This window comes from Fluviicola sp. (assembly GCF_039596395.1).
Lineage (GTDB): Bacteria > Bacteroidota > Bacteroidia > Flavobacteriales_D > Crocinitomicaceae > Fluviicola.
The window spans coordinates 1,296,276-1,314,659 of record NZ_JBCNJT010000002.1 but is presented as its reverse complement, the minus strand read 5'-3'; the positions used below and the strand labels follow the sequence as shown (position 1 = coordinate 1,314,659).

At 43.0% G+C, this 18,384-nt stretch carries 16 protein-coding genes; 10 read left to right on the top strand and 6 right to left on the bottom strand.

Translation table 11 applies throughout. The features are described from left to right. Positions 1 to 10 precede the first annotated feature (10 nt). From accC to ABDW02_RS14605, 3 genes are all read left to right on the top strand, one after another. Positions 11 to 1,345, top strand: coding sequence for an acetyl-CoA carboxylase biotin carboxylase subunit (gene accC, locus ABDW02_RS14615; RefSeq protein ID WP_343635697.1), 1,335 nt, complete (start codon positions 11 to 13; stop codon positions 1,343 to 1,345). 137 nt (positions 1,346 to 1,482) lie between these two features. Next, the gene (locus ABDW02_RS14610) at positions 1,483 to 4,494 is read left to right on the top strand and encodes a hypothetical protein (protein ID WP_343635695.1); all 3,012 of its coding nucleotides are present in this window, start codon (positions 1,483 to 1,485) and stop codon (positions 4,492 to 4,494) included. 112 nt (positions 4,495 to 4,606) lie between these two features. Next, entirely contained in the window at positions 4,607 to 6,553 is a 1,947-nt protein-coding gene (locus tag ABDW02_RS14605) for a SpoIIE family protein phosphatase (RefSeq protein ID WP_343635693.1), read from the top strand. On the opposite strand, the gene ABDW02_RS14600 is transcribed toward ABDW02_RS14605, so the two are convergent. The 6 genes from ABDW02_RS14600 to ABDW02_RS14575 all read right to left on the bottom strand — a co-directional run bounded on the left by ABDW02_RS14600 (position 6,545) and on the right by ABDW02_RS14575 (position 9,544). Continuing rightward, positions 6,545 to 6,988, bottom strand: a complete 444-nt coding sequence (locus ABDW02_RS14600) for an energy transducer TonB (protein WP_343635691.1) — start codon at positions 6,986 to 6,988, stop codon at positions 6,545 to 6,547. The two genes, ABDW02_RS14605 and ABDW02_RS14600, sit on opposite strands and share 9 nt — an antisense overlap. A 6-nt stretch (positions 6,989 to 6,994) precedes the next feature. Next, complete coding sequence (locus tag ABDW02_RS14595; RefSeq protein ID WP_343635689.1) at positions 6,995 to 7,411, bottom strand: energy transducer TonB; 417 nt, start codon at positions 7,409 to 7,411, stop codon at positions 6,995 to 6,997. Positions 7,412 to 7,418: 7 nt separating this feature from the next. Beyond that, entirely contained in the window at positions 7,419 to 7,850 is a 432-nt protein-coding gene (locus ABDW02_RS14590; RefSeq protein ID WP_343635687.1) for an energy transducer TonB, read from the bottom strand. A gap of 32 nt (positions 7,851 to 7,882) precedes the next feature. Beyond that, positions 7,883 to 8,611: an energy transducer TonB gene (locus ABDW02_RS14585; protein WP_343635685.1), complete on the bottom strand. Its 729-nt coding sequence runs from the start codon at positions 8,609 to 8,611 to the stop codon at positions 7,883 to 7,885. An 8-nt stretch (positions 8,612 to 8,619) separates the two neighbouring features. Further along, on the bottom strand, positions 8,620 to 8,997 hold the full coding sequence (locus ABDW02_RS14580; RefSeq protein ID WP_343635683.1) for an energy transducer TonB: 378 nt from the start codon (positions 8,995 to 8,997) through the stop codon (positions 8,620 to 8,622). A gap of 100 nt (positions 8,998 to 9,097) precedes the next feature. After that, positions 9,098 to 9,544, bottom strand: a complete 447-nt coding sequence (locus ABDW02_RS14575) for a hypothetical protein (RefSeq protein ID WP_343635681.1) — start codon at positions 9,542 to 9,544, stop codon at positions 9,098 to 9,100. Between the two features lie 138 nt (positions 9,545 to 9,682). On the opposite strand from ABDW02_RS14575, the gene ABDW02_RS14570 reads away from it, so the two are divergent. The 7 genes from ABDW02_RS14570 to ABDW02_RS14540 all read left to right on the top strand — a co-directional run bounded on the left by ABDW02_RS14570 (position 9,683) and on the right by ABDW02_RS14540 (position 18,347). Continuing rightward, a complete protein-coding gene (locus tag ABDW02_RS14570) occupies positions 9,683 to 10,168 on the top strand; it encodes an RNA polymerase sigma factor (protein WP_343635679.1) in 486 nt (161 codons plus the stop codon). Further along, on the top strand, positions 10,165 to 11,244 hold the full coding sequence (locus tag ABDW02_RS14565) for a hypothetical protein (protein ID WP_343635677.1): 1,080 nt from the start codon (positions 10,165 to 10,167) through the stop codon (positions 11,242 to 11,244). The genes ABDW02_RS14570 and ABDW02_RS14565 overlap by 4 nt, the downstream gene beginning before the upstream one ends. Before the next feature lie 199 nt (positions 11,245 to 11,443). Continuing rightward, on the top strand, positions 11,444 to 13,366 hold the full coding sequence (locus ABDW02_RS14560) for a stage II sporulation protein M (RefSeq protein ID WP_343635675.1): 1,923 nt from the start codon (positions 11,444 to 11,446) through the stop codon (positions 13,364 to 13,366). Then, positions 13,359 to 14,219, top strand: coding sequence for a hypothetical protein (locus ABDW02_RS14555; RefSeq protein ID WP_343635673.1), 861 nt, complete (start codon positions 13,359 to 13,361; stop codon positions 14,217 to 14,219). The genes ABDW02_RS14560 and ABDW02_RS14555 overlap by 8 nt, the downstream gene beginning before the upstream one ends. Continuing rightward, positions 14,219 to 15,910, top strand: a complete 1,692-nt coding sequence (locus ABDW02_RS14550; protein ID WP_343635671.1) for a hypothetical protein — start codon at positions 14,219 to 14,221, stop codon at positions 15,908 to 15,910. The genes ABDW02_RS14555 and ABDW02_RS14550 overlap by 1 nt, the downstream gene beginning before the upstream one ends. Beyond that, positions 15,907 to 17,016, top strand: coding sequence for a MoxR family ATPase (locus tag ABDW02_RS14545; protein ID WP_343635669.1), 1,110 nt, complete (start codon positions 15,907 to 15,909; stop codon positions 17,014 to 17,016). The genes ABDW02_RS14550 and ABDW02_RS14545 overlap by 4 nt, the downstream gene beginning before the upstream one ends. Further along, a complete protein-coding gene (locus tag ABDW02_RS14540) occupies positions 17,016 to 18,347 on the top strand; it encodes a DUF58 domain-containing protein (protein WP_343635667.1) in 1,332 nt (443 codons plus the stop codon). Before ABDW02_RS14545 ends, ABDW02_RS14540 begins: the two co-directional genes overlap by 1 nt. The last annotated feature ends 37 nt before the right edge of the window (positions 18,348 to 18,384 follow it).

The following is an 18,384-nucleotide window of genomic DNA, read 5'->3' as shown; positions in this document are numbered from 1 at the left end:
ACATGATTTTATGTTCAAAAAAATATTAATTGCCAACCGTGGTGAGATCGCTTTACGTATCATTCGTACTTGTAAAGAGATGGGCATCAAAACGGTTGCAGTATATTCTACTGCTGATAAAGAAAGCCTACCGGTTCGTTTTGCCGATGAAGCGGTTTGTATCGGGCCGGCTCAGAGCAGCAAGTCTTATTTATCGATAGCAAATATCATTGCTGCTGCAGAAATCACCAATGCAGACGCGATTCACCCGGGATACGGGTTCCTTTCCGAAAACGAGAAATTCTCTCGTGTTTGCCAGGAGCATGGAATTAAATTCATCGGGGCTTTGCCTGAGCAAATTGCCGGAATGGGTGATAAAGCAACAGCAAAAGCAACCATGATCGCTGCCGGAGTACCGTGTATTCCGGGATCAACAGGATTATTGAAAGATTTGGACGATGCACGTGAAACTGCTAAAAAAGTAGTTTACCCGATCATCCTGAAAGCAACAGCCGGAGGTGGTGGAAAAGGAATGCGTATCGTTTGGAAAGAAGAAGATTTACAGGCTGCATGGGATTCGGCACGCCAGGAAGCAGGTGCTGCTTTCGGTAACGACGGAATCTACATGGAGAAATACATCGAAGAACCTCGTCACATCGAGATCCAGATTGCAGGTGACCAGTACGGAAATGCCTGTCACTTATCCGAGCGCGATTGTTCCATTCAGCGTCGTCACCAGAAATTGGTAGAAGAAACTCCTTCTCCGTTCATGACTGACGAACTTCGTGAAAGAATGGGTCAGGCGGCAATTAAAGCTGCGAAGGCCGTAAATTACGAAGGTGTTGGAACAGTGGAGTTTTTGGTTGACAAGAACCGCGATTTCTACTTCATGGAAATGAACACACGTATCCAGGTAGAGCACACCATTACAGAGGAAGTAATCAATTACGATCTGATCAAGGAGCAAATTAAAATTGCTGCAGGAGATAAAATTTCCGGGAAGAACTACTATCCGCAAATGCATGCGATACAGTGTCGTATCAACGCAGAGGATCCGTACGCTGATTTCCGTCCGTCTCCGGGTAAAATTACAAGCTACCATTCTCCGGGAGGACATGGTGTGCGTATCGATACCCACGCTTACGCAGGTTATACGATCCCGCCAAACTATGACTCTATGATCGGGAAATTGATCGTAGTTGCTCAAACACGCGAAGAAGCAATTCTTAAGATGAAACGTGCATTGGATGAATACATCATCGAAGGCATCAAAACAACGATTCCGTTCCATCAAAAACTGATGGAAGATCCACAGTTCAACGAAGGAAACTTCACTACGAAGTTCATGGAAACGTTTGAGTTTTAAGATTTGAAAAATAATCATTGAAAGTCCAGGCGATTAATGCCTGGACTTTTTTATTTCCGGAAGAAAATCAAAAAATTAATTTGATATTTCAGAATAATATGTAAGTTTGGTGCTAACTAACTATTATTCAGCGTAAAATGAAACCAAACTTCTATTCACGAGGTTCCCAGGATGGAACCGTAAAAATCCTGTTATTCTCTTTTTTTGTAATGCTTTTTGGCCTTTCGGGATACGCTCAGGTCGGTAAGGATCTTGCCAAACCTCCAAAAGAAAGTGACACAGTCCCCATTAACGCATATTATCTTGCAAAGGACATGTATAGTTTTTTTAAAATTCCTCATTCTGTAAAGATTTTGGAGGCAAAAAAAATTCTAACAAAGCTTTGTTACTATGCAGGGACTGATGAACCTTATGAAATTAAGAAGATGATAGAAGGTTCTACTGTTATGGAAACACTACTAGATAGTTTACAAAATACAGCTCAGTTCGTTTCAGATTCGATTAAAGTAAAAAAAATACTCGATTGGAAAAATTCAACTCAAACAACGGTTATCGCTCTCCAAAAAAAGGACACACTTAATAAGAGAAATCGAGATGTCCTCCAAAAAGCCGAGAATATTCTTCAAAACATAACTAATGAAATAAAAGTTGAAGAAATTTCACTCCATAATTCGATCAAATTCGACGAAATAATTCTAGGGGATAAGAATTATACGAAAGCCTTAATTAAAAGCATTGACGGCACAGATTCTATCAAATTTAATTATGCGCTTCTTATTCATTTGCAAGATTCTATCCAACAAGAAAAAAAGAACATTGATTCAGAAGCACTTGCTATTTTCAATAGCCAGGTTGATTCAACGAAAGATAATTTGCTTGGAATTAAAATGAACTGGAATAACGTTAAAGCATTTATTACAGAATTTGGTAATAGAATTAATACAATCCAACAACAAAATGCTCAAATAACCATATCACTCATGGAATCTTCAGCAGGTTCGGTTTCCGGTTGGAAAATGCCTTCGGAAGCTGAAATGATAGATGCAGTAGCTACTTATATTGCTTCCCGTGTAAAACAGGAAACTGTGTTATGGTTTTTCGACCAGATGCGAAACAATACCGAACGCTACGAACTAATTATGACCGCCTTTCCTGAAACTATGAACTTAATACAGTCTTCCGAAGTCTTTGATGCTCCAAACATGGGTTCTGCATGGAAATATGCTTTGTCGAAAGACTTCGTTCATTTGCCTAAAAATATCCTAAGCAGCGAATGGATCAAAGAACGCATCCCGAAAGAACAGCAGAAGTACCTGGATCTAACCTGTATTTCCTGGGAAATAGGTGAATTGGTGAGTAACCGGCTTTCCTACCGGGATCTGATCAAACAACTTTATTTGAAGCGGAACCTGGATGATCCAACACAAATAGACAATTTCCCGGATAGCATTATTACTTTCCTCTATGCTGTGTCTAATGAGCTTTATATCGTCAACAATGCTTCCGTAAGAAACCTGACGTATGAAGAAATCAACTCCATGCCTTTTGGTCAATTGGAAATCATGCTGGAATTGCTAAACATGAAATATTCAAACAGCATCGATAAACTGTTTTTGCAGAAGTTCGAGCATAAGATCACCAAAGACCATAAAAAGGATATTGCCAAATGGATCGGGAACACCATGCTGGCTTTAAGCCAGTTTGACAAGATCATGCAACAGGTTGAACAATCCAGGAAAGGAGATAAAGGGGAAACGGTTCTTTTTGACGGATACAATACCTGGCAGCTAATCAGTCAGGTAGTAAGATCGTCTCTTCCAACGCGAAAAGAATCTGTTTACAAAAAATACCTCGACCGGGCAGATGATGCATTCGAGATCTATCATTTACTATCTGAAAAAAATTATGCTGGTGCAGTATCAAAAACGTTAGAGCTAGTGGATAGTTTGATTTATAATGAATACCTGATAGTTGATACAAACAATTATCATAGAGATTCTCCTTTTTTAATTGCGTTGAACCCAAAAACAAAAAGTGCTGGAAATTACCGTATAGACATTAGTACTCTTGATAACTATTTTATAGAACGGCGCGTGAAATCTAAGAAGTTCCCGAAAATTGCACGGCACTTAAACAAGGGAGATATTGTGGTTTCGATCTCTCCACAAAACATTATAAATATCGGCAATCTAAAATATTTAAAACTCAATAAAGATACTTTAGCAATAGCACTAAAAAAGGGTGAACATAAGTGGGAGAAAAAACGAATAGATCGCTTTTTAAACAAAATGAACAAAAGTGCATTAGATTACCTTATTAAAAATAGGAAAAACTGGGGAGGACGTCATACTGATAGTTCATTTATCCAATTCCCGGTAAACAGTATAGCTGCCCAAGCAATAATTTCTTCCGACAAAAAAGCCATGCAAATGATTATGAAATTGGCTTCTTTTCTAAATGATGTTGCATTATCCGATAATGAGAAAGAACTTAAGAAAGTGATTGAATCTTATGCACTTCCTCCGGGATCTTACAAACAAAAACGCAATTCGTGGCACTCCCTGACTTTGAATGCCTTTGCCGGGCCTTATGTCGGATTTGAAACGGCAGGTTTTTTAAATGCAAAAAGAAAGGATGATGGTTTTACCAGTTGTGCCTGGAATTACGGAATCTCAGCACCAATTGGCATCACTTATACAAAAACATTCGGTAAGCGAATCTACAATACTTCCCGGCTTCCGGATCTGGCCAAAGAAAACCCGGATTATATAAAAATAAAACGAAAAAACCTCTACAAACGTACGAATGCGAGCTTAAGCTTTACTCTTACTGCTATTGATATCGGAGCAGTGGTAAGTTACCGCATGAGCCACACAGAAAATGTACTGGACCAATCCTTTAAGTGGGAGCAATTCATCAGTCCGGGGTTCAACATCGGAATGGCAATTCCAAAAACACCCTTGACCGTACAGCTGGGATATCAATATACTCCCAAGGTTAGACGCATTATAACTGAACAGGTTGATACTGGAGAAGAAGTTTTGCGGAAAGATGAACATTTTGGTATGTGGCGTGCTTATCTCGGCGTATACTTCGATATCCCGCTGGTGAACTTGTGGATGAAAACGCGGAGTGTGAAATATGAATAACAATCTTGCGTAGGGACGCGACGGATCGCGTCCCTACTGCATTTGCCTTATTTATTACCGATAAAAGGACATAAATCGTTCCCGCTTCAACTATTTCCATAAATTCACCCTCGTGAAAACGAAACAAAGTATCCTGCGGCAACTACTGGTGAACATTCTTGTTCCGGTGCTGCTGATCTTTTCCACCGTTTTCTACCTGACTTACCAATACAATCTCGACAAAGTTGAAAACGACATTCAGCAGCAAAAGAAAAACATTGTGGAGGAAACGCGGAATCTGATCGAATACTACGATTTTTCCATGCGCACGCACGAACAATCCCTGATCCAGCGCATGCAAAACGTTTCCGGTGAAATTCAATCCGTATTGACCCGGCAAAACGCAAAAACGGTTGACCTTAACAGCTTACGATCTTCTCTCGGGATGGACCCGGCACGCGAAGATATTTACCTCATAGACCGGAACCTGCGCATTGTCAATACCACTTTCAAACCCGATCTCGGGCTTGATTTCAAAAAGCTCAATCAAACCTTCATTCCTTTTTTCAACCAGATCTTCCGATCCAAAAAGTTCAAGGAAGACCGTTTCGGACTGGAGATCAAGACCGGAAAAATCAAAAAATACAGCTACCAAACCTCGCCTGATGGAAAACACATCATTGAACTGGGCTTTTATTCCAAATCAGCCGACGAGTTCAAACAACTCCTGCTTTCCAAAATCCGCAGCCTGGACAAACGGTTCGAAGCCATTGACCGGGTTGAATTGTATTTGGGCGTAAAGAATATCCCTGACATTTCCATCAAAGATCCCAGGCTGCAAAAAGCCTATCTCCAATGCCTGGACAAGAAAAAAAATGTCATCATTGAGAATGACAACCCGGCTTCCAAAGGAAAGGAATTCACCGAATATGTGTTCCTCCCGGTATTGGAATCGAAATTGTATTCCGGGTATGTACTGGAATTGGGAACAAATGACCTCCCCTATCAAAACCTCATCAACGACCTGCTGCTTCGTTTCGGCGTCATTTTCGGGTTGACTCTGGTGATACTGACAGTTATTGTTTATTTCCGTTCACGCAAATTGACAAAACCCATCCAGCAACTGGCACTGAAAACAGAAACCATTTCAACCGACAACCTGGACCAAAGCATCGAAATTACCGGAAGCCTGGAACTGGATTTACTCTCGAAGAACTTCAATTCCATGATGCAGAAGTTGCGGCTTTCCTATGAAAACCTGGAAGAAAAAGTGGTGGAACGTACACACGAGTTGCAGGAACAAAAGCTCATCGTAGAATCCAAGAACCATGAAATCGTGGAAAGTATCCAATATGCGCGTTTTATTCAACAGGCACTTTTACCCCTGGAATCAGAGATTCAGGCTAGTTTCGATGAAAATGCATTTGTTTATTACGCTCCCAAAGACATCATCGCCGGGGATTTCTTCTGGTTTGAAAAACGGGGGCACCTAAGCTGGTTCGCGGTGGCAGATTGCACCGGACATGGGGTTCCGGGAGCAATGGTAAGCGTGTTATGCATCAACGCTTTGTACCAGTCACTGGCTTTGAATCCGCATCAAAGAACCGGGGAATTACTGGACCAGGTCCGTGAACTGGTTGTTCAAACACTCACTAAAGAAGCCCGCTCGGTCAAAGACGGCATGGACATTTCGCTGGGATGCTTCAATCACGAAACGAAGATGCTTCAGTGGACAGGCGCCAACAATCCGTTGTGGATTTTCCGCGGAGAAGAGATTTTGGTTACCGCACCGGATAAACAGCCGGTGGGACAGTTTGACGGAGCGAAGCCATTTACAACCCATGAAATACAACTCGAAGCAAACGACTGGATCATTTTGTTCTCAGACGGGTATGCAGATCAATTCGGCGGGCCGAAAAATAAGAAATACAAGTATGCGACTTTCCGGGATTTTATCCAGGCTCACCGGAACAAAAGCGGTGCTGAGCTCAAAGCTTCCTTAAAAGAAGAATTTGAGAACTGGAAAGGAAACCACGAACAGACAGATGACGTCTGTGTGATGGGAATTAAACTAGTTTAATTTGAAAATAACAGGAAGACTATAAAGGCTTTTAACCGGTTTACCGTTGAGCTTACCCGGATTCCAGTTCGGCATGGATTTGATCAACCGAACAGCTTCCTCATCACATTCCGGACAATCGGTAACCCCTTTTTTTACTTTTATATCCGTAATTTCTCCCGATTCCAGAACAACAAACTGAAGATAACATCTTCCCTCAAACTTTAAATTCTCAGCTATGTATTTTTTTAACGCACTTGTTCCTCCCGGAAATTCCGCCGGTTCTTCAGGCGTATCATAAACAAGTTCCTTTGCTTCCACAGATGATGCTTGTTTCGGGACAGCTTTTGGCGGAGGGCTTGTTTGTTTGGATGCAGGTAATGGTTCGGGATCTGTCTGTGAAAAAGATAGTCCGTAAATAAATTGTAACAGGGAAAGTATCACTAATTTTTTCATAGCCAGTTATTCAGGTTTAAAAATAATTGGAAGTGTAAATGTACTCTTTACTGGTTTTCCTTTTATTTTACCTGGTGTCCATCGCGGCATGGTATTCACGATCCGAACCGCCTCCTTGTCACATTCCGGGCAATCTATTACTCCCTTTTTCACCTGGGCATTGGCGACATCTCCGAGTTCATTCACTATGAATTGCACATAACATTTCCCCGCAATCTCCTTTTCCTTAGCAGATTCCGGGTACTTTACGTTTGTTTTCAGGTATTCCTTTAATGCCGACATTCCTCCCGGAAATTCAGCGGGTTCATCCAAAACCGGGTACATTATTTCCTCTTTAGGAGCGGGAGGAGCTTTAACAGGTTCCTGCGAAAAAGCAACTCCACATATAAGTTGCAGGAACGAGATTATCACTAATTTTTTCATGAATGAATTAATTATTCAGATCAAAAATGATGGGAAGCACAAACATACTGTTCACAGGTTTTCCTGCTATTTTTCCGGGTGTCCAGCGCGGCATATTCTTCACGACCCTAACCGCTTCCATTTCACATTCCGGGCAATCTGTTATTCCTTTTCTAATTTTTACCCAAGAGACATAACCACTATTACTTACCACAAATTCCACATAGCATTCTCCTTCAATTCCTTCTTTCTTAGCAGATTGCGGATAATGCAGGTTCGTTTTGATGTACTTCGTCATTCCTTCGTTTCCTCCTGGGAAAACAGCCGGCTCATCCACTACTCCGTAAATGGGTTCTTCGGTCTTTTCAACTTTCACGGGCTCAGTCAAAGCCGGTGGTTCCTGTGAAAAAGCAATTCCACAAACGAACTGGAGCGAAAAGGCCAATAAAATTTGTTTCATATTCATACGATGGTTTTTTAAAGATAGAAAGTCTAATTCAATTTGAAAGTAATTGCAACACGCATTGATACTTCAAGGGGCTTATCTTCTTTCGTAGCAGGATTCCATTTGGGCATGATACTAAACAGGCGCAAAGCTTCCAGATCGCAGCTCAAACAATCCCTAACTCCACGTAGAATTTTAAAATCACGGCAGACACCGTCTGCTCCAACCACAAATTTCACATAACATTTTCCCGTAAGCCCATAATCCAAAGCCTCCTGCGGATAATGCATATTTTCACCAAGCCAACGATTCAAAGCCGGTGTTCCACCCGGAAATTCAGCAGGTGTTTCATTATCAATAGCTACTTTCCTCTTTTTCTCCACAATCCCTTCCGACACCAGGACATCCTGCAACCTGAAAACAATTTTAACACTGTGCTTAACCGGAACAGGTTTTCCATTTCGCAATGCCGGTTTCCATTTCGGCATCAATTGTAGCATCAGGATCGCTTCCCGATCACAATCGGGGCAATCTGAAACACCGTGGCTGACCTTGAAATTCTGACAAGTACCATCTTCGCAAACAAGAAAGCTCACAAAACAAAGCCCCTCGTATTGCAATGATTCCTCGGGATAAATTAGGTTCTTGTCGATAAATGCTTTAAAAGCACCCGATCCCCCTGGAAATTGAGCCGCTTCATCGGGATTATCACAAAGTGTATCTTGTGCAAATGCATGGAATCCCACTATCAAAAAGAAAAACAATAAGAACTTCATGACATCTGTTATTCAAGGGTAAAAACAACAGGAAGAGTGAACTTACTCTCAATAGGCTTTCCATTCAATTTAGCAGGTTCCCAGGGGGGCATTAATTTTAAAAGCCGCAAAGCTTCTGCATTGCACGACGGACAATCCGGTATCGCTTTCTTTACGACGAAATCCGAACAAATTCCTTCTTTGCTAACCGTAAAAGAAACGTAACATCTCCCGGTCAGTTCTTTTTCAATAGCATCCGGAGGATAATTAAAGTTGGCTCTGGCGAATTTACTGTATTCCTTGTAACCTCCAGGAAATTGCGCAGGTTCTTCCGGGTCAACATAGCGTTCATACTGTGCGAAAGCGGTCGGACTAACCATCAAAAAGAATATCAGAAAGAACTTCATAAGCAGTCTGTTTAACTTCAATAGTAGTGTTTTTCCGAAACAATCGGAATACAGAAAATGGCAACTGTCTTTCTGGTTTATTGAAGGGCTTATTTTCCTACTATTCCAATCCCATCAAAGCTTTTATCTGGTCCCAGGCCTTATCCCGGTTGGTATTGTAACGCGTTTGAGCATCCGCATTTTGGTCTATAACATAATCGCTCAATCCCTGCGCCTCTTTTTTTAAGGACTGAAGACAGGCGATCAAATCTTTTACGTATTCCACATCATCTGCAGAAAGTCCGTTGCTTTTCGCCACTTTGCATTTTTCAAGCATATCGATCACCGACTGCAGCATCGCGGTTTGTTCACCCATTAATTCTTTCACGCGGTCCGCATCATACACCGCATTCACATGTGCATCAGCAATGGCACCGATAGTCAGATAAGTGTTGTAAATCGTGATGGAAGCAACTCCACCGAAAGCTTCACGGACATCGGCGTCACATTGTGCTTTTACCGTTGAAAATCCGAAGAAAGTGAAAAGAAGTACTGCTACAAGTTTCATAAGCTTTTTGTTAAATCACTACAATAATACGCTTTCAACTCACTATAAAACAAAGGCTTCGAAACTTTTTTCAAAAAAAATCATTTTCTGCTGTAACTTTATCCGTACCAAATAGTCTTACCACTGTTAAACGACTACATGACAAGAAGAGAATACAATGAGGCAGTTGAATTGTATGCTGATAATCTTTATCGGTTTGTAGTCAAACACACCCAAAACCGGATGTTGTCCGAAGATATCATCCAGGAAACTTTTGCAAAGGTTTGGGAAAAACATGAAACGATCGAGGCTTCCAAAGTGAAGTCTTATTTATTCACCACAGCTTACCATCAAATGGTGGACATGCTGAAAAAAGAAAAACGCACCACCAGCTTCGAAAGTCAGGAAGTGAAACAGGATGATCCGCTGAGCCATTTGTTCGACGTTCAGAAAACCCTGCAGGAAGCAGTAAACAAATTGCCGGAAATTCAAAAAACCGTCATTTTGCTGAGAGACTACGAAGGATACAATTACAATGAAATAGCAGAAATTACGGCCCTGAACGAATCACAGGTAAAAGTGTATATCTTTAGAGCCCGTCAGACCTTGAAGAACTACCTGAAATCAACAGAATTAGTAGCATGAAAAAACTCATTCATACCGACAATTACGAATCCTTTTACCTGGATTATCTGGAAGGAACGCTTTCCGAAGAGGAACGTATTGCGTTTGAAGAGTTCCTTGCTGCCAACCCGGAATTACAGGTAGACGAAGAATTGGTTTTCCTGGACGACACCCCGGAAAAAATGGACCCGCTTCAAAAATGCTTACTCAAAAAGGAAGACCTTTCGATCGTTACTCCTGAAAACCTGGAGTATTTTGCGATCGGAAAAGTGGAACAGGTGCTTTCTGCCAACGAAGAAAAATTATTCGACGGTTATTTAGCGATTCATCCGGAAGCGCAAAAAGTAGTTGCAGCTTACCGCGAAACACGTTTACAGCCGGTAGCAGTGGTTTACCCGAACAAAGAAGACCTGAAAGAAAAAGAAGTAACGCTGATTCCATGGAAAATGATCGGTGGAATTGCCGCTGCAGCTGCCATCCTTCTTTTGTTCTTCCAATTAGGATTCAATAACAATTCTACGAAGGAAACAACTGCGGACACTTTTGCTCAAAACAAGAAAGATAAAAAAGGTTCTTCCGGTAAAACGGATCACAAGAAACCTGCAAATGTGGTTCCTGCAATCGAATCAATCGGGGAGAATGACACGTACGTAGCGCAGAAAAGCAATCCGGCACCCGGAAACGGAAACAACCATGCAGCTTCGCAATCGAATGAGCGTCCGGTTCCGAACCAAAAAGAGAAAAAGAACACAGACCAGCTGGTTCCTGTGCAGCCTGAACCGGAGAAAAATCCGCTTGCAGAAAATAAGCCGCAGCCGCACCACCCGACGATTTTGCCGCAGGTTAAAGACGACAAACAGCCGGTTGCACCGACTTTCAATGAAGACGTGAACAAAGCTCCAAGCAAAGATTTAGCCTCCAACACGGGTGGTTCGAACATGAAAAACCCGATTCCGCTGATTACCAATACACTTTCGGAGAAAACCAAAACGCCGGTAGATTTCCAGACCGGAAAAGCAACGGAAACTCAAAAAGGCGGATTTTTCGTGAAAATCGGGAAGTTTGAGATCTCGCATAAGTCATCGAAGAAAAAATAATTCTAATCGTAGATTAGAACGTTCAATGAGATCCAATGTTTAAATAGTTCAAAAGAAGCAACCCAGAAAGTTTTAATAAAATAACTTTTGAACTTTTGAACTTTTGAACTTTTGAACTTTTGAACTTTTGAACTTCAAAATATTTTTCATCCGGGAATAAGATTCCGATTCAATAAAAAAGTTATTTTTATCCCTCCAGATGAAAGAAACCTCCTTCATAGAACAGAACAAAGAAAAATGGAAGAAATTCCAGTCTTTGACTTCAAATCAAACTAGTGATCCTGAAGAAATTGCAGATTTATACTCGGACATTACAGATGATCTGAGTTATGCGCAAACGTTCTATAACAAACGGACGGTTCGTGTTTACCTGAACCAGATCGCACAGGGCATTCACAACCTGGTGCACAAGCAGCGAAAAGATTCCTTCCGGAAACTGTTTACCGTTTGGCGGGTTTCCATTCCGTTGGAAATCTACAGATCACGTAAAAACTTATTGTTTGCTTTGTTCGTTTTCCTTTTCTGGACCATCATCGGGGCGATTTCTACCCATTTCAACCCGGATTTTCCGCGTATGATCCTGGGTGACAATTACGTGGAAATGACCCTGAAGAATATTGAAAAAGGCGATCCTTTGGGCGTTTATCACAGCGGTTCGCAGGTCAGTATGTTCCTGGAAATTACCCTGAACAACATCACGGTTTCTTTCTACACGTTCATCCTGGGAATTTTCTTTACGATCGGTACGCACATCATGATCTTCAACAACTCGGTGATGCTGGGTGCTTTCCAGTATTTTTTCCACCTGAAAGGCTTGCTTATCGTTTCATTCCTGGGAATCTGGATCCACGGAGCTTTTGAAATCAGTTCGATAGCCATTGCCGGAGGTGCCGGAATTACGCTCGGGAACGGTTTACTCTTTCCCGGTTCCTACACGCGCCTGCAAAGTTTACAGCTTTCGGCCAAAAGGGGCTTGAAAATTATGATGTCGCTCATTCCTTTCCTGATTGCAGCCGGATTTTTGGAAAGTTATGTGACGCACAATTACCAGGAACTCGCGGATTGGTCCAAATGGGCGATTATTTCGGTTTCATTTGCGATTATCATTTTCTACTACATCATTTACCCGATTGTAGTGGCAAGACGCCATCCGGAATTGGTCCATGAAAGTGATCCGCCGATCAAAACATATGTCAACGTCTTTGAACTGAACAAAATCCGTACGTTCGGGCAGATGTTCTCCGACAGTTTTTCGTTTTACCGCGTGCACATCGGGAAGATCATGCGCTACAACCTAGTTCTCACCATCCCGATTATCCTTGCAATTATTGTATTCCAGGATTTGATGCGCTACGAAGATTTAACCCATCAGTACGAGTACGACTGGGCTTCCCAGTTGAGCATCATTATGGGATTTGACATCCAGTCGTTCAGTGATTTCGTGGTGACTTTGCTCTGGACCATCATTTTATCCGTTTTCACGCTTTCAATCCTTTACCATTTCAGGAACCAGGAACAAAAAGTCAGTTTCAAACTGTTCGTTCCGTTTATGCTTCAAAAGCTTCCGGGAACCTGGCTGGGATTGAGTTTCCTTTTCCTGATCCTTTTCTACGTTCCGTGGTACTGGATGTTCCTGGTGCTTTTCATTGCGCCTTTCTTTTGGATGCAGGGAGCATCGATTGTTTTGGGCGAAGAACGTTTCGGCAAACGGTTTGGGAATGGTTTCCGCTACGGAGCAAGGAATTACGGAAATGTTTTGCTGGGTATTTCGCTCATGGGACTGGTATTATTCATTTTCGCGCAACCCATTGCCTGCGTACTGAGTTACCAGGAAGTCAATTTCATGCGGGAACCGATGCTGGAAGATTTCCTCGATAAATTCGCAGATTTCATCAAAAATGTTTCCCGCTATTACACTTCCGACTTTTTAGTGCCGGCAAATATTGCCCGTCAGCTGGTTTATGTAGTGTTTATGCTGTTCTCATTGCCGTTCTTCGTCATTATGATGGGATTCATGTTCTATACTTTCCGCGAACAGAATGTATCAACCGGCTTGAGAAAACAATTCGAGAACTTCGGAAAACGCAAGCGTTACCAGGAAACATCCTTAGACTTTGACTAGATTCTTTTTACATATCGTTTTTTGTTGTTTTCCCCTGCTCCTCTTCGCTCAGAAAAAGGAAAAGGAGCTTACTACGCGAGAAAAGTGGAACCAGATCCGCGAGGAACACGGCTACAAGCAATCCGACAAGTACAAAGGCCCGGAATCGGATTATTACCAAAGCCCGACCTCCATCAACGAATCGTATTCAACCGGGACGGGAACGCCGAACGGAACAACCAAACCTTACCAGGGAACGCCCTATTCTCCGAAAGACCTTGAAAAAGGAAAAAGCGGTAAAGAAGGAGACGGCGGAACAGGAACCATTGAAGAAGATCCGAATATCGAACCTTCCGAAGATGTAGACGTTCCGGATTTTGACGCACCCAGAGGCCCGAATATCGATGCACCGGATATTTCCGTGAACTTCTGGAAATGGCTCGGCATTATTTTATTGGTAATTGCATTGGCAGTCCTGATCTTCTACATCATCAAGAACAGAAGCCCGCGCATTAAGACCATTCCATTCGAAGCATTGGTGGAAGACCTCAATCCGGCCGAGATCAGCAAGACCGAATTGGAATTGCGCCTGGAAGAAGCTACGGCTGCCGGCAATTACAAGGAATGTGTCCGTATTTATTTCCTGTTTGCCATGAAAGAACTGATCCAGCGCAGGTGGATTTTCTGGAAAAAGGAAAAAACGAACATGCATTACATCATCGAGGTGCAGGGACGACCGATTTCCCGCGAATTCGAACAAATCGTTTCTATTTACGACCTGGTCTGGTACGGGGATTACTCCATTGATTCCAACAGTTACCAGGTAATCGAACCCCAGCTGAAAACAGCTTTCCAAAAAATTGAAAAAGCGTAATGAACAAAAAAGTCATCATATCATTTTTGGGATTTGCACTTTTCATCGGGCTGGTGATCTGGTTTTTGGACGGTTCTGCCGACGCTTCCGGAAGACACATTCAGAAAAGGTACAGTTCCAACTGGGAAAAAACTTACGATCTGAAAGACGAAAATCCGCGGAACATTGCCTTCTTCATGGATTTACTGGACGTTCATGTCAAAGATTCCATTTACAACCTGAAATACTGGTCGGACCTGGACAGCATTCCCAACCACGAAGAAGCCACTTATTTGTTCATCGGGAATGAATTCGGTGCACCCAACGATTACTACGATTCCATCATACATTATGCAGACAGCGGAGCAACCGTTTACATCAGCTTCAATCACCTGACGAGCAATATCTACGACCGTCATTTCGAAGAAGGCGCTTTTTACTGGGATTACAACAAGGTGCTTTTCGCCTATATCGGTGATACAACGCTTCCTTTCTACCATGTGTTCGAGAACGATACGATTTACGAAGACTGGTATTCTTTTTCGGAGACCGAAATCATCGATACGAATTACCGATCTTACCTGTTTGCGCTGAAGCATCCTTTTGCCTTCTACGAGAAACACCACAAAGGAAAAGTCCATTTTCACAGCATCCCGAATTTGTTTGAGAACTACCAGGTCATTCAACCGAACGGATATGCCCATGCGCGACTGGTGCTGAACAAAATCCCGAAAGACAAACCGGTTATTTTCCTGACCTGCGGTATCAACGATTCCAGTCAGCAAACTTCGATCTATGAGGATGAAGATGCCGAATCGGACGGAGCGGAAAAAGAGGACACGTCACTCATCCAGTTTATCCTCAAAAACCCGGTTTTACGCCTGGCATTCCTGTTATTGATTGTTCTGTTACTGTTATACGTTTTCTTCCGGGCAAAACGAAAAGAAGAAATCCTTCCGGGATACAGCCAGAAGCGTAACATGTCACTGGCTTTCGTGGAAACGCTGAGTTCGATCTATATTTCGCGTAATTCACCGATCGGTGTGCTGCAGGTAATGCGTAAGAATTTCTATTCGGCCATCAACCGGCATTTTTACATAGACCTTTCCCGCAAGGAAACACGCGAACAGAACCTGGAAAAACTGATAGCCAAAGTTCCTTACGATTCCGATAAGCTGGTGGATATTGTCAATAGCCTGGATTCCCGTAAAAACCACGTGGACAACCGCCACCTGGGAGCTACTTACGCCAAAATCCGTGCATTCTATCTGGAAATCGGGATTGTGCGCCCGACAGAGAGCTTTGTTGCTTCAGACAAAGAAGTGAACCTCGACAAATCGATCTGGATCGGTGCATTTATCTTATTGATGGGATTAATTTCCCTGTTCCGCGGGTTGTTCCTGTTATCACTCGGAGGAGGAGTCGGAATGTTATTCATTATCCCGGCAATCGTGTTGATTTATTTTGCTTCCCGTTACATCCGCATTCCGGTTGCAAGTATCCAGGCAGACCAAATCATTATTTACGGGCTTGTTTTAGGAAAACGCGTCATTTCGTTGAACCAGACCATTCATTGTACGGTGGAAAAAACACACGTTACGTTCGAATGCGAGGACGGAAATACGTTTATTATACGCCAGTCACTGCTTTCACGAAGAGCAAAGTCGGCATTGAACCAATTTGTAGAATTCATTAAACTTCATAAATCATGATCCAGGAAGGAAATGACGATTTAGCGGCATATATGCCAAGCGAAGGACAGCCGAACGAGGCTGGTTCCAATAACCCGGAGGAACAGGCAAGTGCTTTGTCGAACCCGGCCGAGACAGCCGCATCATCCAGTTCAGGTTTTGTTCAACGCGACCAGACCGAATTGTTGTGGGTTGCTGAAAAAGTAAACCGCGTGCGCGAAGAAATGCGCAAATACGTGATCGGGCAATCGGAAATGATCGAATTGTTGCTTGCAGGAATTTTCTCCAACGGACACATTCTTTTGGAAGGTGTTCCGGGAGTTGCAAAAACTTTGTCTTCCAAAGCTTTGTCGCGCGTATTGCACGTGGATTTTTCGCGGATCCAGTTCACCCCGGATCTGATGCCTTCGGATGTCATCGGTACTTCGGTATTCAGTATGAAGGACAGCGAATTCAACTTCAAGAAAGGACCGATCTTCTCCAACATCGTACTGATCGATGAGATCAACCGTGCACCGGCGAAAACACAAGCCGCTTTGTTCGAGGTCATGGAAGAGCGCCAGATTACTTACGACGGAACCCGTTACGACATGTCTTTCCCATTCCTGGTAATTGCTACGCAAAACCCGGTGGAACAGGAAGGAACGTACAACCTTCCGGAAGCACAATTGGACCGTTTCCTGTTCAAGATCAAACTGGATTACCCGACACTGGACGAAGAAACATTGATCTTAACACGATACAAAGAACAAATCCAGGCTCCGGACCTTTCCACTATCACAGCTGTCTTTACGGCAGATGAATTGCACAAGGTGCAGAAAGTGGTGGAGAAAGTGATCATTGAAGACCGTTTGATCCAGTACATTGCTCAAATCGTGAATAAAACACGGAACCATTCCAAATTGTACCTGGGAGGTTCGCCGCGTGCTTCACTTTCTATTCTAAAGGCCGCAAAAGCATTCGCAGCTATTCGCGGGCGTGATTTCGTGACACCGGATGATATCCAGTTCGTAACGATCCACGTACTGAATCACCGTTTGATCCTGACTCCGGAAGCGGAAATGGAAGGCACTCAAATGGAAGAAGTGATCCGTGAAATTGTTCAAACAATCGAAGTTCCGCGTTAATGAAATTGCTTGCAAGTTTACATCTCACCCGCTTTTTCTTCCTCGTAGCAGGAACAGGAATTGCATTGGTCGGAGGAGGATTTTTTGTTCCCTTCCTGGGCATTATCGGCAAAACGGTTTTGTTTGTGTTGCTATTTGCCTTGATTCTGGATGTATTGCTTGTGAACCTGTATAAAGAACCGATCCGTGTGCAGCGAAAATACCAGGAACGCATGAACCTCGGCGACGAGAATAAAGTGCAGGTTTCTGTGCTGAACCAGACTGCTCAACCTTTGCAGGTGGGAATCTATGAAGGATATCCGCTCTTCATGCAAAAACGGGCTGCTGTCTGGAATACGATTTTATTGCCTAAAAAAACGAAAGACTTTCATTATTCCTTCACTCCCACCGAACGCGGGGAATACGAATTCCGCGATGTGGTGATCTTTGTCCGCTCCACCCTGTTCCTGGCTCAGCGTCGCATTGTCATTCCATTGGTGGAACGCATCGAGGTGTATCCTTCTGTTTTACAGATGAAGCAGTACGAATTGAAAGTCTTCAACCAGCAAACGCTTTCGCAGGGAATCAAAAAAGTGCGCCGAATCGGTAACACCAGCGAATTTGAGCAGATCCGCAACTATGTGCAGGGAGATGATTTACGCACCGTGAACTGGAAAGCAACGAGTCGCAAAAACGAATTGATGGTGAATCAATACCAGGAAGAACGTTCGCAGCCGGTTTATTGTGTGATCGATAAAAGCCGCCCGATGCAGCTGGCATTTCACAAAATGACCATGCTGGATTATGCGATTAACTCCACGCTGGTATTTACGAATATTGCCTTGCGAAAAGGTGACCGCGCCGGTTTGATTACCTTCTCCGACAAAATGGGAACCATTGTTCCGGCAGAGCGTAACCAGGGACAATTGAAACGCATCCTGGAAAGTTTGTACAACCAGAAAACGCTGTTCAAGGAAGGAAACTTCGAGTTGCTGTACCAAACGATCCGCAAACAGGTGAAAACACGCTCGCTCCTGCTACTGTTCACCAATTTCGAAAGTGAATTTGCGATGCGCCGTGCCTTGCCGATGCTGCAGCGCCTGAACAAGCGCCACGTACTGGTGGTAATCTTCTTCCAGAACAACGAATTGCAGGAACTAGCCCAACAACCGGTCCACACCCACAAAGAACTCATTGAAGCCACTGTAGCCGATAAAATGTCGAACGTGAAATGGAACATTGCCCGCGAATTGCGCCAAAATGGCATTCAAACCATCCTTTCCAAACCGGAAGATTTGTCTATCAATTCAATCAATAAGTATTTGGAGTTGAAGGCTAAGGGGGTGATATAGGAAAAGCGTTAGAAAACCACTTACTACTAAATAACCA

Coding starts and splice junctions, on each gene's coding strand:
- accC (WP_343635697.1), top strand. CDS start 11: ATGTTCAAAAAAATATTAATTGCCAACCGTGGTGAGATCGCTTTACGT.
- ABDW02_RS14610 (WP_343635695.1), top strand. CDS start 1,483: ATGAAACCAAACTTCTATTCACGAGGTTCCCAGGATGGAACCGTAAAA.
- ABDW02_RS14600 (WP_343635691.1), bottom strand. CDS start 6,988: ATGAAAAAATTAGTGATACTTTCCCTGTTACAATTTATTTACGGACTA.
- ABDW02_RS14595 (WP_343635689.1), bottom strand. CDS start 7,411: ATGAAAAAATTAGTGATAATCTCGTTCCTGCAACTTATATGTGGAGTT.
- ABDW02_RS14590 (WP_343635687.1), bottom strand. CDS start 7,850: ATGAAACAAATTTTATTGGCCTTTTCGCTCCAGTTCGTTTGTGGAATT.
- ABDW02_RS14585 (WP_343635685.1), bottom strand. CDS start 8,611: ATGAAGTTCTTATTGTTTTTCTTTTTGATAGTGGGATTCCATGCATTT.
- ABDW02_RS14580 (WP_343635683.1), bottom strand. CDS start 8,997: ATGAAGTTCTTTCTGATATTCTTTTTGATGGTTAGTCCGACCGCTTTC.
- ABDW02_RS14575 (WP_343635681.1), bottom strand. CDS start 9,544: ATGAAACTTGTAGCAGTACTTCTTTTCACTTTCTTCGGATTTTCAACG.
- ABDW02_RS14570 (WP_343635679.1), top strand. CDS start 9,683: ATGACAAGAAGAGAATACAATGAGGCAGTTGAATTGTATGCTGATAAT.
- ABDW02_RS14565 (WP_343635677.1), top strand. CDS start 10,165: ATGAAAAAACTCATTCATACCGACAATTACGAATCCTTTTACCTGGAT.
- ABDW02_RS14560 (WP_343635675.1), top strand. CDS start 11,444: ATGAAAGAAACCTCCTTCATAGAACAGAACAAAGAAAAATGGAAGAAA.
- ABDW02_RS14550 (WP_343635671.1), top strand. CDS start 14,219: ATGAACAAAAAAGTCATCATATCATTTTTGGGATTTGCACTTTTCATC.
- ABDW02_RS14545 (WP_343635669.1), top strand. CDS start 15,907: ATGATCCAGGAAGGAAATGACGATTTAGCGGCATATATGCCAAGCGAA.
- ABDW02_RS14540 (WP_343635667.1), top strand. CDS start 17,016: ATGAAATTGCTTGCAAGTTTACATCTCACCCGCTTTTTCTTCCTCGTA.